The sequence below is a fragment of the Bradyrhizobium symbiodeficiens genome (genome assembly GCF_002266465.3).
Lineage (GTDB): Bacteria > Pseudomonadota > Alphaproteobacteria > Rhizobiales > Xanthobacteraceae > Bradyrhizobium > Bradyrhizobium symbiodeficiens.
In genome coordinates this window covers 3,845,349-3,858,713 of sequence record NZ_CP029427.2, presented here as the reverse complement: position 1 = coordinate 3,858,713, position 13,365 = coordinate 3,845,349, and the positions used below count along the sequence as shown (strand labels likewise).

Below are 13,365 nucleotides of genomic sequence, written 5' to 3'. Positions count from 1 at the left end.
ATTACGACGCCGCCCGCGACGCGTCCGCCGAAAGACGCCCGAGCAGCGACCGCGCCGTGTCCGACGGCGACAGCGAATCCACGCTGACGACGGGATCGCTGCGCATCTCGTGCTTGCCGTTGGAGGTGTGCCGCATCACCGCCGAGAGGCGGCGGGCGATCATGTGGGCGGTGCGGAAGTCGGTTTCCGCGAACACGACGATGACCGAGCCGTCCTTCTGCGCGGCGCCGAAATCCATCTGCCGCATCAGCCGGCTGAGGATGCGGGCGGCATCGAGCTGGGCGCGGGAATTGCCGGGGTCGAAGGCGAAGCGTGCGACGGACAGGCCGCCGCCGCGGGCCAGCGTGTGCTCCACCGCCTTGGCAAAATCGCGGGCGAAGGCTTCCACCGTCAGCAGGCCGCTGCGCGGATCGAGCCAGCCGCCGGCGTCGATCGAGCGCAGCGTGCGGCTCAATTGCGCTTCCATCGCGTGCTGGCGGATCAGCGGCAGCGCATTGGCCGCGACCTTCGCCGGCTCGCCCGGGATCAGCTCGAGATTGGGCAGGTCGTAAGTTTGTGTCAGCTGGTGCGCGGTGAGGATCACCGGCAGGCTGCGGAAGCGGGTGTCCTCGGCGAGCACCGTAAGAAAGGCGTCGGTGACGCGGGGGGTAAAACCTTCGGCGAGTACGACACCGTCGAGGTCACGGGTGTTGAGATGCTTCGCCGCGGCCTCGATCGAGAGCGCACCGATGACACCGGCGCGTTCGCCGAGCGCGACGGAGAGCGCGGGGTAAGCCGCGCCGCGGCCGATCAGGAGCACGGTGGCATCGCGGGCGGGATCGCCCTCCGGCAACGCGACCTTCACTTCCGGCAGCCGGCGCAGCACCGTGGCATGAAGCGTGCGGACGCGCAGCGCGGCGCGAAGCCGCGCGATCAGGCGGTCGGAATTGCCGCTATGCGAGGAGAAGGGCAGGGCGTTGGGGGGCAGCGCGCCTGAAGCATCGAGGGCCACGAAGGGAAGGTAGGGCGACTGGTCGGCGATCTTCCTTGCGAGCGGCGCGATATGCGGTTCGTAACCGCCGGATATCTCGGCGAGAACGACGGCCGGCTGGACCTGCTCGACCGCGCGCGCTGCGCTGGCCCAGTCGGTGTCGACGACGGGAAAGAGCCGGGCCTCGTCCAGCGCCGCGATGAAGGGCGGCCGCTCGGCATTGGACACAAACAGGATCGGGCCCGCCTGGGACATTCGACAAACTCTGATCACGCGACAGATGCCGTGCAATCTAGTTTGGCCGCCTTAATGCGGCGTCAACATACCAGGCGAAACTGCGCCTAGGCCGGGCCGGAGCGGTCGCGAAAAGCCTCGACCATCAAGGGGTTAAGCCCGAGCTCGCTGAGCGCCTCGCGGGCCCGGGTGTTGTCCTGGGCGCGTCCGGCCAGCCTGTGGCCGGAAAGCCGGTCGGGCAGCGCGGTGAGCAGGGCGCCCTGGCCGAGCCGGCGGGCCCATTCCTGGAGGTCGTTGGAGAGGAAGCGGTAGCCGCCGACGGCCATGATGCCGGAGGGGGGTGCGGTAATGCAGATCGCGCCGCTCGGGCGGTCGAGCCGCGCGGCATAGCCGGTGTCGACATAGTCGCGCGGCGGCTGCGCGATCAGCGTGTCGCCGACCGGCTGCGGCGGCGCATAGGCCGCGATCGGCACCATCGCGCCGCGCAGGCCGAGCGTGCCCTTTGGCGTCAGCAGGATCTCGCCGGCAATGGACGAGCCGGATTGCTCGCGAGGGGCGCCGTGCGGCCCGGGCATCACCGGCACAGGCATGCCGTCCTCGCCGCGGCGGGCGCCGAACAGCCCGGCCTCGCCGAACAGGTAGACGTCGGTCAGCGGCGCATGCGGAGCGATCCAAGCATCGCTTGCCGCCACCTGCTCGGGCGCGCGCCAGAGGCCGATGACGTTGCGCAAGGACGGCATTCGCGCCGCCAGGTCGGCATCGCCGAGGCGCAACGCAAGCTGTGCAGGCGCGATCAGCACGTCGCATTCATGCTCGTTGATCTGCCGCTCCAGCACCTCGTTCTCGAACGGGTGATGCAGCGCCAGCGCACCGCCGGAGAGCAGCCACACCGCGAGCGAGGAGGCGAGGCCTGCGAACGACATCGGCGTGAACGCCGCCATCATTGTCGCGCCCTGCCTGATGTCGGCTTCCAGCGACATCGCAAGGCCGCCGGCGATCAGGCTGAAATGCGGTCGCGGCACCGGGCGAAAGCCTTCCGCCGTGACGTCGAAGGAGATCATCGCCGCCTTGCGGCCGTCCTGGATCACGGCGCGCGTGGTGCCGGGCGGGCGGGCCAGCACATCGTCCAGCGAAGCCATGCCTTCGGGCAGATCGGTGCCGAAGCCGCAGACATGACGGATCGAGAAGGCTTCGGCGGCCGCATGCATCGCCAGATCGGCATAGCTGACGCCGTCGACCGTGCTCGTGGTGACGATGGCGCGCGCCGCGGTGCGGTTCAGCGCCGCGGTCAGTTCCGCATGCCGCCACAGCAGCGGCAGCACCGCAACGACGAGGCCGGCGCGATGGGCGGCGAGCACGGTGAGCACGAACTCGACCGTCGCAGGCAATTGGATCGCGATGACGGAATTGGCCGGCAGGCCCGATTCGACGAAATAGGCCGACAGCGCCTCGATCGCCGTGTCGGCCTCGGCATAGGTCATCCGCCGCGGCTGGTGCCCGGTCACGCGGGCCTTGTTGAGGGGATCGAGCAGAGCGAGCGCGTGCGGCTGCCGTATCAGCGTGCGCTGAAACAACGTGTCGAGCGTCGGCGATATGGCTGGCTGGTTCACGGCGTCACTTTGCTTGATGAGCTTGCGGCTGCCCTTTCGACCACCAGGTCTCCGGCAAATAGCCCGAGAGCGAGGTGGTCTTGGGCCGTTCTATCCGATTCCACCGCGCGATCCATTGCTCGGATACGTTAAACAGGGGGATTGTGTAGAAGCCCGCGATCAGGGCGCGGTCGAGCGCCCGCACCGACGAGACGAAATCCGTATGTTCACGGGCCTCGAGCAGAGCGGCGATCATGGCATCGACCGCGCCATCCCTGGCGCCCATGTAGTTGCGGGTCCCCGGATTGTCGGCCGCAGCGCTGCCCCAATAGAAAGATTGCTCGTTGCCGGGCGACAGCGACTGGTCCCAGCGGTTCTGGATCATGTCGAATTCGTAAGCGAGCCGGCGCTGGTCGAACTGCACGGGATCGACAGTTCGGACGCTCGGCTCGATGCCGGCGCGCTTGAGGTCGCGCTGGAACGCAAGCGCGATCCGCTCCTGGTCGCGGGTCGTGACCAGGATCTCGAAGGTGAAGGGCGCTTTGGTCGCGCGGTTGCGCAGCACCGTGCCGTCGAGCTCGTAGCCGGCCTCCGACAACAGCTTCAGCGCCGCGCGCAGCGTGGTGCGGTCGCGTCCCGAGCCGTCGGTCACCGGCAAGCGGTAGCTGCCGTCCATGATATCGGGCCGAATTTGCGCCGCGAAGGGTTTCAGCAGCTCGCGCTCGCGCGCGCCCGCGGGCCGGCCATAGGCCGACAGGTCGGAGCCGGCGAAATAGCCGGCCACGCGCGAATAGAGCCCGAAGAAGTAGTTGCGGTTGACCAGCTCGAAATCGAACAGCAGCGTCAGCGCCTGGCGGACGCGGATGTCGGCGAATAGAGGACGGCGGGTATTGAACACCAGGAATTCGGATGGCTGCGGCAGGCCCGGCTTGACGGTATCGCGGATCACCTCGCCGCTTTTGGCAGCCGGAAAATCGTAGCCCTCGTGCCAGCGCAGCGGCTCGTGCTCGATTCGGAAATCGTAGAGGCCGCGCTTGAAGGCTTCGAACTGGCCGTTGGCCTCTCGAAAATAGTCGAGGCGGATCTCGTCGAAATTGTAGAGCCCGCGGTTGATGGCGAGGTCGCGGCCCCAATAGTCGGGATTGCGCGTGAGCGTGACGCTCGCGCCGGGCTTCACCGCGGTGACGCGATAGGGCCCGGAGCCGATCGGGCTCGCCAGCGTCGTCTCCTCGAAGGTCGCGACGTCGACCGCGTGCTTGGGCAGGATCGGCATCAGGCCGAGGATCAGCGGCAGCTCGCGATCGTTGGCGCCTGCGAGGTCGAAGCGGACGGTGAGGGGATCGGCAGCTTCGGCCCTGGCGACTTTGGCGTAGTACTGCCGGTGGTTGGGGCGGCCGTGATCGCGCAGCAGCTGCCAGGAGAACAGCACGTCTTCGGCCGTGACCGGCGTGCCGTCGGAGAACCGGGCGCGCGGATCGAGGCGGAACGTGACGAAGCTCCGCTCGTCGTTGGTCTCGACGCTCCTGGCGAGCAGTCCATAGAGCGTGAACGGTTCGTCATTGCCGCGCGCGAGCAGGCTCTCGACCACGTAGCCGCGCATCTGCTGCACGGCCAATCCCCTCACGATGAAGGGATTGAGGCTGTCGAAGGTGCCGAGGACACCCCAGGTCAGGCGGCCGCCCTTGGGGGCATCGGGATTGGCATAGGGCATGTGGGTGAAATCGGCCGGCATGGCCGGCTTGCCGTGCATCGCGATGGCATGGGCTTCCTCGGCCCGCGTGCTGCCAGCGGACAGCCCGAGCGAGAGCGCTGAGGCAAGGACGCAAAGGCGGAGACCGGGGCCCTCGAAGAGGCGCAGGAACTTGAACATCGGCACACGTTGATTCGAGGACCGGCTGGCCTTGAATCCTATCACAGGGAATTTCACGGGGCGCAGCTGCGGATGTGGCCAAAGACGGTTGTCGGCATTGATCTTTTCGTCGGCCACGTTAAGAAGGCGGGCAATCGCGCAAGAGCGCCGAGCCCGTCACTTATCTGCCTCAATTGACGGGAAGAGAGCCGCGCCCAAGGCGGCCAGGCTCGGCGCTTCGGAGCGGTTCGGGCGCTTCCCGTTCAGAAAGGGTTTTCTGCAATGAATTTCCGTTACTTGGCCGCGTCCGTCCGGCCGCGTGGGCGACTTCTCGCCCTGTTGACGGCGACGGCGTTGGTCGTTCCGTTTGCCGCCGAGGCCCAGGCGCCGGCTCCGGGCGCGCCCGCGCCCAAGGCGGCTCCGAAAGCCGCTCCCAAGGCTGCTCCCAAGGCTCCGGCGCCCGCAGCGTCCCCGCAGGCCCAGCAGGCTCCGGCCCCGGGCGCTCCGGCGCAGCAGGGCGCGGCCCAGCCGGCTGATCAGCAGATCCAGCTGATCTACGCCCCCTGGACCAAGTTCTGTCTCAAGGGCCAGGATGCCAACGCCAAGCAGGTCTGCTTCACCGGCAAGGACGGCCGCATCGAATCGGGCCAACCGGTCATCGCTGCCGTCATCATCGAGCCGGAAGGCGAGCCCAAGAAGATCCTGCGCGTGACGCTGCCGCTCGGCATGCAGCTCGTGCACGGCACCCGGATCATCGTGGACAGCAACGCGCCGCTGCAGCAGCCCTATGTGATCTGCTTCCAGAACGGCTGCATGTCCGATTACGAGGCGACCCCCGAGCTCATCAACAGCATGAAGAAGGGCCAGAATCTCGTCGTCCAGGCGATCAACGCCAACGGCGCGCCGCTGACCCTGCCGCTGCCGCTCGCCGGCGAATTCCAGAAGGCCTATGACGGTCCGCCGACCGATCCGAAGGTGTTCGAGGAAAACCAGAAGAAGCTTCAGGAAGAGCTTCAGAAGAAGGCCGAGGAACTGCAGAAGAAGCAGCAGCAGAGCGGTGGCGCCGCCCCGGCGGGTCAGAAGTAATCGGCACCATATCCCCGACATGAGAAAGGCGCTCTATCGAGCGCCTTTTTTCTTGGCTGGCTAGTGGTGAAGAAAACCTAGTTCAGCGAGGGATTGCGGGGGCGATAGCCGCCGGTCTTGTCCTTGACGAAGATCTCGGCGACCTGGGAATGCCGGACCGGTTCGCCGGAATCGTCGGGCAGAAGGTTCTGCTCCGAGACGTAGGCGACGTATTCCGACTCCGCGTTCTCAGCGAGGAGGTGGTAGAACGGCTGGTCCTTGTGGGGCCGCACCTCTTCGGGGATCGACAGCCACCACTCCTCGGTGTTGTTGAATTCCGGATCGATGTCGAAGATCACGCCCCGGAACGAGAAGATCCGGTGGCGTACGACCTGTCCGATCTGGAATTTGGCGGTCCGCGCTTTAATCATTCCTCGTCGATAGACCAGGATTGTGGCCGATGCTAGTGGCCTCATCTGGAATTAACGTTCACTTTGGGGGCAGATAGCCCCCGAGTCTTCAGAAAACGCTTCATCAATGGTCGATATCCTCAATCTGGCGCTACCTTATTTCGGCTTGATCTTCGTCGGCTTCGCCTGCGGCAAGGTCAAGTCCCTGCCGGAATCGGGCCTCGCGTGGATGAACTTCTTCCTGCTCTACGTGTCGCTGCCGGCCCTGCTGTTTGCGATCATGTCGAAGACGCCGTTTTCGGAATTGAACAACCCGCCGTTCCTGGTGGCGACCACGCTGTCCACGGTTGCGGCGTTCACCCTGGCGCTGGTGGTCGGCAAGGTTCTGGGACGGCTGACGCTGCGTGAGGCGACGCTTGCAGGTCTCTCGGGCGGCTACGGCAATATCGGCTATATGGGGCCGGGGCTGGCGCTTGCGGTGCTGGGATCGAAGGCGTCGGCGCCGACCGCGCTGATCTTCTGCTGCGACAGCATCTTCCTGTTCACGATCGTGCCGCTGTTGATCGAGCTGTCCGACCGCGATCATCCCTCCATCGTGCATGCCTTCGGCGTGGTGCTGAAGCAGATCGTGCTCAACCCGCTGATCATGTCGGCCTGTTTTGGCGCGGCCTTCGCATCGCTGCACATCGAGATGCCCGTCGCGCTCGATCGCACCATTACCTTCCTGCAGAACGCGGCGGCCCCGACTGCGCTGTTCGTGCTCGGCGTGACCGTGGCGCTGCGGCCGTTCGACCGTGTGCCATGGGAGGTGCCCGGCGTGATCGCGATCAAGCTGCTGTTCCATCCGCTCGCGGTATTCGGGCTGATGCTCGCGTTCGGCCCGTTCGCGCAGCCCTGGGCTGCGACCGCCGTGCTGATGGCCTCGCTGCCGCCGGCGCTGAACGTGTTCGTCATCGCCCGGCAGAACGATGCCTGGATCGAGTCTGCTTCCGTGGCGGTGCTGCTCGGGACGTTTGCGTCGGTGGTCACGCTGACCAGCGTGATGTGGCTGCTTCAGAGTGGCCGGCTGGCATTCCCGTGAGCGGCTCTACCTTCGCCAGGTCGGCGTCAGGCCTTCGCGCATCGCAAAACGGCGGAGCGGGCCGATGGCGCCGAGCAGGTGCATGCCGACGGCGCGGACCGGCTGCAGCGGCAGGAAATCGTTGAGCAGCGAGCGGTTGGCGATGTCGATCGCAAAGGTGCGGCTCAGGATGTCCGGGCGACGTGCGCGGTCGTAGCGCTTGAGCACCTCGTCCGTGCCCGGATCCTCGCCGGCGGCAATGGCTTCGGCCGCGAGCCGTGCGATATCGGCGGCATCGCGCAGGCCGAGATTGAGGCCCTGGGCACCGATCGGCGGGACCACATGGGCGGCTTCGCCGACCAGAGCGATGCGGTCGCGGCCGAAGGATTTCGGACGTTCGATCGCCAGCGGGAACAGGTTGCGGCCGGGCTCGACCGTCATGCGTCCCAGGATCGAATGCGACTGCTTCTCGATCGCGGCCGACAACTCGGCGTCGCTGAGGCCACGGAGCCGTTCGGCCTCGGCAGGCGCCGAGACCCAGACGATGCTGGAGCGGTCGCCGGGCAGGGGTACGAACACGCAGGGACCGTGCGGCGTGTGGAACTCCGTCGAGACATTGCGGTGTGGCCGCGTGTGAGCGACGTTGAAAGTCAGCGCGGTCTGTGTCAGCTCGCGCCGCGTCACTGCGATGCCGGCAGCTTCCCGGCACAGCGAATGGCGGCCGTCGGCGCCGACCACGAGGCGAGCCGAGAGAAACCGTCCGGACGCGGTGCGGATCGCGACGTCATCGGATTCGATCACGATGCTCTCGGCCTCGTCGTCGAGGCGGACGAGGGTGGGCAGCTCGGCCGCGCGCTCCTCGAGCGCCAGCATCAGTGAACGGTTGTCGATGTTGTAGCCGAACGCGTCGAGGCCGATTTCGTGGCAGGAGAACCGGACCTCAGGGGCGCGGAACAGCCGGCCGGTGTCGTCGACGAGGCGCATGACCTCGAGCGCGGCGGCCTTGCCGTTGCAGCGCGGCCAGACGTCGAGGGACTCCAGGAGATCGACGGAGGCGCCTAACAACGCTGTGGTGCGGTTGTCGGCATAGGGCACACGCCGCGCCACCAGCGCGGTCCGTGCACCCGCTTGCGCCAGTGCAATGGCCGCTGCGAGTCCAGCCGGTCCGCCGCCGATCACGGCCGTGTCATGCATTGTCGATGCGTCTGTCATGGAAAGACAATTGACACGCTCGGCGACAAATTCAAGCCCACCTATATTTCTGATTTTATGACGAATTGTGCGACTGCACGCCGCAATGGCTTATGTGCAAACCGGTCGCATTCTGATAGCAGAAGCCATGGATACCCAGCAGGATTCCCTGAAGCCGAAACCGGCGATCCGCGCCGCAGCCTTCTCGGTGCACATCTTTACCGCGTTCGGCGCGGCGATCGCGCTATTGGCGATGCTGGAGGCGGTGCGCGAGCATTGGGCGGCGATGTTTCAATGGCTGGGTGTGGCCCTGATCATCGACGCGATCGACGGTCCGATCGCGCGCCGGCTCGACGTCAAGAACGTGCAGCCCAACTGGTCGGGCGACGTGCTCGATCTCGTGGTCGACTTCGTCACCTATGTCTTCGTGCCGGCCTACGCGATCGTCGCCAGCGGCCTGCTGCTCCCCGTCGCGGCGCCCTTGCTCGGCGTCGCCATCATCGTCACCAGCGCACTGTATTTCGCCGATCTGCGCATGAAGGCGGACGACAATCATTTCCGCGGCTTCCCGGCGCTGTGGAATGCGGCGGCGTTCTATCTGTTCCTGCTGCACTGGCCGCCGCTGTGGTCGACGCTGCTGGTGGCCGCGCTCGTCGTGCTGACCTTCGTGCCGTTCCACGTGCTGCATCCGGTCCGCGTCGTGCGGCTGCGCTGGCTGACGATGTCGCTGATCGCGATCTGGGCGCTGCTCGGCCTCTACGTGCTGGAGATGGATTTCCGCGTCGGCGCCGGCGTGACCGTCGCACTCTGTGCGATCGCGCTCTGGATCAGCTTCAGCGACGCCTTGATCCGGCTGGTGCGGTCGTTCGGATGATGCATCTGCTGACCAGCCCCGAAGCCTGGGCGGCGCTGCTCACCCTGACGGCGCTCGAGATCGTGCTCGGCATCGACAACGTCATTTTCATCTCCGTGATCGTCTCGCGCATCCCCGAAAAGCAGGCGCATCGCGCCCGCCAGATCGGACTCGCGCTGGCGCTGATCTTTCGCATCATCCTGCTCAGCCTGCTGGTCTGGCTGATCGGCCTGACCGCACCGGTGTTCTCGATTGCCGGTTACGGCTTCTCCTGGCGCGACCTGATCCTGATCGGCGGCGGCCTGTTCCTGATCGCCAAGGCGACGCACGAGATCCACGCCGAGGTCGAGGCCGATGACGGTGAGGGGGATCAGAAATCGGGCGGCAGCGCCTTTTTCTGGGTGATCGTCCAGATCATCGTCATCGACATCGTGTTCTCGCTGGATTCGATCATCACCGCGATCGGCATGGCTGAGGATATCGAGATCATGGTCGCGGCGGTCGTGATCGCCTGCCTGATCATGTACATTTCGTCAGGCCCGGTCGCGCGCTTCGTCGCGGAGCATCCGACCACGAAAATGCTGGCGCTGGCGTTCCTGGTGCTGATCGGCGTCGCGCTGGTCGCGGAAGGTCTCCAATTCCACATTCCGCGCGGCTACATCTACTTCGCAATCGCGTTCTCGGCGGCGGTCGAATTCTTCAACGTGCTGGCCAAGCGCAATCGCAGGAAGACCAGCAAGCCGCCGGTTTAAGGCGTTCCAGCTGCATCGAGTTGACAAGGCGGGCGCGATGTCTTTCGCTGGCCTTTGAGAAGAGGAGGTCAGAAGATGACCAAAGCGGTCCGTGTGCACAAGGTCGGAGGCCCCGAAGCCCTGGTCTATGAGAGCGTCGATGTTCCGGCGCCCGGCCCCGGCGAAGTGCGCATCCGCCAGCATGCGGTCGGCCTGAACTTCATCGACGTCTATTATCGCACCGGTCTCTACAAGGCGCCTGGGCTGCCCTTCATAGTCGGTAACGAGGCTTCGGGCGAAGTCATCGCGGTCGGGCCGGGCGTGACGAATTTCCATCCCGGCGACCGCGTCGCCTACTACCACAATCTTGGCGCCTACACCGGCGAGCGCAACATTCCCTGGGAGAAGCTGGTCAAGCTGCCCGATCACATCACCCACGAGCAGGGCGCCGTGCTGATGCTGAAGGGGCTGACGGTCTGGTATCTCCTGCACAAGACCTTCAAGGTCGAGCCGCATCACCGCGTGCTGATCCATGCCGCCGCCGGCGGCATCGGCCTTCTGGCCTGCCAATGGGCGAGGGCGCTCGGGGCCCACGTCATCGGCACGGTCGGCTCGCGCGAAAAGGCCGAGCTCGCCGAAGCCAATGGCTGCGACCACGTCATCCTCTACAACGAGGAGGATTTCGTCGCGCGCGTCAAGCAGATCAGCCGCAACGAGGGCTGCGACGTCGTCTACGACGGCGTCGGCAAGGCGACCTTCCCGGGCTCGCTGTCGTGCCTGAAGCCGCGCGGCATGTTCGTCTCCTTCGGCAACGCCTCAGGTCCGGTGCCGCCGTTCTCGATCGCCGAGCTCAACAATCACGGCTCGCTGTTTGCGACGCGGCCGAAGCTCAATGATTACGTCGGGACGCGCAAGGAGCTGCTCGAAGGCGCCGACACACTGTTCGCCGCGGTCATCAACGGCAAGCTGCACGTGCCGATCAACCACGCCTACGCACTCAAGGACGCCGCCAAAGCGCATATCGATCTCGAAAGCCGCAAGACCACGGGGGCTTCGATCTTGAAGCCGTAGTTCTCGTGTCCCGGACGCGCTGCAACGTTCTTACGCTGCTGAGCCGGGGCACGAGACCGTCGCTACGCCACCCGCCGTGCCGCGCCGGCCTTGGTCAGAATCCCGTCGAGACAATCGATCATCTCGGCGATCTCTGCCTTCGTGACGTTCAGCGCCGGCATGAAGCGGAGCGTGTCGAGCTGCGGCGCGTTGAGGAGCACGCCTGCCTCGAACGCCTGCGCGACGATGCCGGGCGCGATCGGCAGCTTGAGGTCGAGCGCCAGCAGCAGCCCGCGTCCTCGCACGCCGCCGAGACCATGCCGCGCCGAGACCTTCTGCAGCTCGCTTTCGAGCAGCAGGCCGGTCTCGGCGACCTGTTTCAGGAAGTCGGGCTTGCCGATCTCCTCGAGCACGGCGAGCCCCGCCGCGCACATCAGCGGGTTGCCGTTGAATGTGCCGCCCTGGTCGCCGTGCTCGAAACAGGAGGCATGTTCGGTCGCGAGCAGCGCGGCGAGCGGCACGCCGCCGCCAATGCCCTTGCCGAGCGTCATGATGTCGGGCGCAATCCCCGTGTGCTCGTAGTGGAAGAGTTTTCCGGTCCGTCCCATACCGGTCTGGATCTCGTCGAAGATCAGCAGCAGGCCATGCGCCTTGGTGAGCGCGCGCAACTCCTGCAGGAACTGATCGGTCGCAGGCCACACGCCTGACTCACCCTGGATCGGCTCGAGCATCACCGCGACGGTGTTGTCGTTGATCAGCTTCTCGACCGAGGCGATGTCGTTCAGCTTCGCCTTCTTGAAGCCCGCGACCTTCGGCTCGAACAGCGGCTCGAACGCCTTCTTGCCCGAGGCCGACATCGTCGCCAGCGTTCGGCCGTGGAAGCCGCCTTCGAAGCTGATGATCTCGAACGCGCCACCTCTGTGCAGGCTGCCGTACTTCCGCGCGAGCTTGATCGCGCCTTCATTGGCCTCAGCGCCGGAATTGGCAAAGAACACCTGGTCGAAAGCGCTGTTGTCGACCAGCGCTTGCGCCAGCTTCAAGCTCGGCTCGTTGTAGAAGGCCGGGCTCGGCGTCAGCAGCCGGTTGGCTTGCGTGGCAAGAGCTTCCGCGATGACGGACGGGGAGTGGCCGAGGCAGTTCACGGCCCAGCCCTGCACGAAATCGAGATAGCGCTTGCGGCTGTCGTCCCAGAGGTAGGAGCCCGCGCCGCGGACGAACACGGCCTTGGGCCGTGCGGTGATGTCCATCAGCGCGTCATACGGATGCGTGGTCATGTCGTACTCCTCTGGAGGCGGGTGGAAATGGGGCGCAAAAAGCAGAAAGGCCGCACCTTGCGGGTGCGGCCTTCTCGAAAACTCGGCTGAATTCTAGTGGTTCAGCGGCGTCGTCGGACATGGCGCACCCTCTCGTCGTCGCGGGAGCGACGGCGGAGCATTTCGGTGCGCTGGTGGGTCCGGTTGATCATGGTGCGCGGCAATACATGCGAATGCCGGGCTTTGTCAAGCGGGCGTTTTGCCGAACACCCGCCTGGCGTGCATCGGTCAGGTCAGGTGGGCGGCTTGCTCGGTATCCTCGTCGCCCCAATCCGCGTCCGCAATCGCGCTATCGATGAACTCGCCGCGCATCAGCTTGAGCGGCGAATTCCAGTACAGCGCGATGTTGTGGAAGGGGTCAGTCAGCACCTTGAACACCCAGACGAGGCCAGTCGTGACGTCGCGGGTGACGAACAGCTGGATCATGCGAATGAGGCCGCCGCCGATGCCGATCGCGAGCCAGAGCGCGCCGACGTGACGGACGAAATCGAGACGCGTGGCGGGCGGATCGAACAGTCCGAACAGGGCGGGGAACGCGTACAGGGCGATCGGCGCGCTGCCCCAGACCAGCAGCAGGACGATCTTGCGGGTCTGGTTGTAGCCGACCTTCACCGCCTCCTTGTAATCGTTGCTGACGTCGTTGACGGCGTCGTAGCCGTTCGGCTCGAAGAAGAAATGCCCGGTCTGCCGCGTCAGCATCGCCAGCCAGCCGACGATGCCGGCAAGTGCGGGGTCTGCGAACAACAGCGCGTAGCAGCCGAGGAAGATCACGGCGCTGATCAGGTGCAATGTCTGGTTGACAGTGCTCTGGTGGTAGAAGCGGTAATCGTCGAAGCGCTGCGTGCGCAGCATGTCCGAGAGACGGCTCATCCTCATTCCTCGCTCGCGTTGAAAAGCGAGCGAGAGTTAGGACGAGTCCGTGACCTCTGCGTGAATGCATTATAGTGTCGCATTGCCGGCTCGTGTCGTCGCCCGCGTGGATGATGCGCGAGAAATTTGTGGTAACTTTTCCGAACCCGTCGCGAGCGAATCTCACCGCGTCTTTCGACG

12 protein-coding genes are annotated in these 13,365 nt (G+C 65.6%); 5 read left to right on the top strand and 7 right to left on the bottom strand.

Going from position 1 to position 13,365, the window contains the following annotated elements; translation table 11 throughout:
* Position 1: 1 nt before the first annotated feature.
* The 3 genes from CIT39_RS17800 to CIT39_RS17790 all read right to left on the bottom strand — a co-directional run bounded on the left by CIT39_RS17800 (position 2) and on the right by CIT39_RS17790 (position 4,663).
* Positions 2-1,225, bottom strand: coding sequence for a hypothetical protein (locus CIT39_RS17800; RefSeq protein ID WP_094973975.1), 1,224 nt, complete (start codon positions 1,223-1,225; stop codon positions 2-4).
* Positions 1,226-1,311: 86 nt separating this feature from the next.
* The gene (locus CIT39_RS17795) at positions 1,312-2,814 is read right to left on the bottom strand and encodes an AMP-binding protein (protein ID WP_094973974.1); all 1,503 of its coding nucleotides are present in this window, start codon (positions 2,812-2,814) and stop codon (positions 1,312-1,314) included.
* A 4-nt stretch (positions 2,815-2,818) separates the two neighbouring features.
* Complete coding sequence (locus CIT39_RS17790) at positions 2,819-4,663, bottom strand: extracellular solute-binding protein (RefSeq protein ID WP_162308553.1); 1,845 nt, start codon at positions 4,661-4,663, stop codon at positions 2,819-2,821.
* Positions 4,664-4,924: 261 nt separating this feature from the next.
* Between CIT39_RS17790 and CIT39_RS17785 the strand changes: the two genes are divergently transcribed.
* The gene (locus tag CIT39_RS17785) at positions 4,925-5,728 is read left to right on the top strand and encodes an invasion associated locus B family protein (protein WP_094973973.1); all 804 of its coding nucleotides are present in this window, start codon (positions 4,925-4,927) and stop codon (positions 5,726-5,728) included.
* A gap of 77 nt (positions 5,729-5,805) precedes the next feature.
* Here the strand turns inward: CIT39_RS17785 and hspQ are convergent, their stop codons facing one another.
* Entirely contained in the window at positions 5,806-6,138 is a 333-nt protein-coding gene (gene hspQ / locus CIT39_RS17780; RefSeq protein ID WP_094973972.1) for a heat shock protein HspQ, read from the bottom strand.
* A 106-nt stretch (positions 6,139-6,244) separates the two neighbouring features.
* Here hspQ and CIT39_RS17775 point away from each other — a divergent pair, with 106 nt between their 5' ends.
* A complete protein-coding gene (locus tag CIT39_RS17775) occupies positions 6,245-7,198 on the top strand; it encodes an AEC family transporter (RefSeq protein WP_094973971.1) in 954 nt (317 codons plus the stop codon).
* A gap of 6 nt (positions 7,199-7,204) precedes the next feature.
* On the opposite strand, the gene CIT39_RS17770 is transcribed toward CIT39_RS17775, so the two are convergent.
* A complete protein-coding gene (locus CIT39_RS17770; protein WP_094973970.1) occupies positions 7,205-8,389 on the bottom strand; it encodes a UbiH/UbiF family hydroxylase in 1,185 nt (394 codons plus the stop codon).
* A gap of 85 nt (positions 8,390-8,474) precedes the next feature.
* On the opposite strand from CIT39_RS17770, the gene pcsA reads away from it, so the two are divergent.
* The 3 genes from pcsA (at position 8,475) to CIT39_RS17755 (ending at position 11,023) form a co-directional block, all read left to right on the top strand.
* The gene (gene pcsA / locus CIT39_RS17765; RefSeq protein ID WP_094973969.1) at positions 8,475-9,242 is read left to right on the top strand and encodes a phosphatidylcholine synthase; all 768 of its coding nucleotides are present in this window, start codon (positions 8,475-8,477) and stop codon (positions 9,240-9,242) included.
* Entirely contained in the window at positions 9,239-9,973 is a 735-nt protein-coding gene (locus tag CIT39_RS17760) for a TerC family protein (RefSeq protein WP_094973968.1), read from the top strand. Before pcsA ends, CIT39_RS17760 begins: the two co-directional genes overlap by 4 nt.
* Before the next feature lie 75 nt (positions 9,974-10,048).
* Complete coding sequence (locus tag CIT39_RS17755) at positions 10,049-11,023, top strand: quinone oxidoreductase family protein (RefSeq protein WP_094973967.1); 975 nt, start codon at positions 10,049-10,051, stop codon at positions 11,021-11,023.
* 62 nt (positions 11,024-11,085) lie between these two features.
* On the opposite strand, the gene CIT39_RS17750 is transcribed toward CIT39_RS17755, so the two are convergent.
* Both CIT39_RS17750 and CIT39_RS17745 read right to left on the bottom strand, forming a co-directional pair.
* Positions 11,086-12,276 (bottom strand): acetylornithine transaminase, encoded by a 1,191-nt coding sequence (locus CIT39_RS17750; protein WP_094973966.1) that lies wholly within the window; start codon positions 12,274-12,276, stop codon positions 11,086-11,088.
* A gap of 267 nt (positions 12,277-12,543) precedes the next feature.
* Complete coding sequence (locus CIT39_RS17745; protein ID WP_094973965.1) at positions 12,544-13,185, bottom strand: hypothetical protein; 642 nt, start codon at positions 13,183-13,185, stop codon at positions 12,544-12,546.
* Between the last annotated feature and the right edge of the window lie 180 nt (positions 13,186-13,365).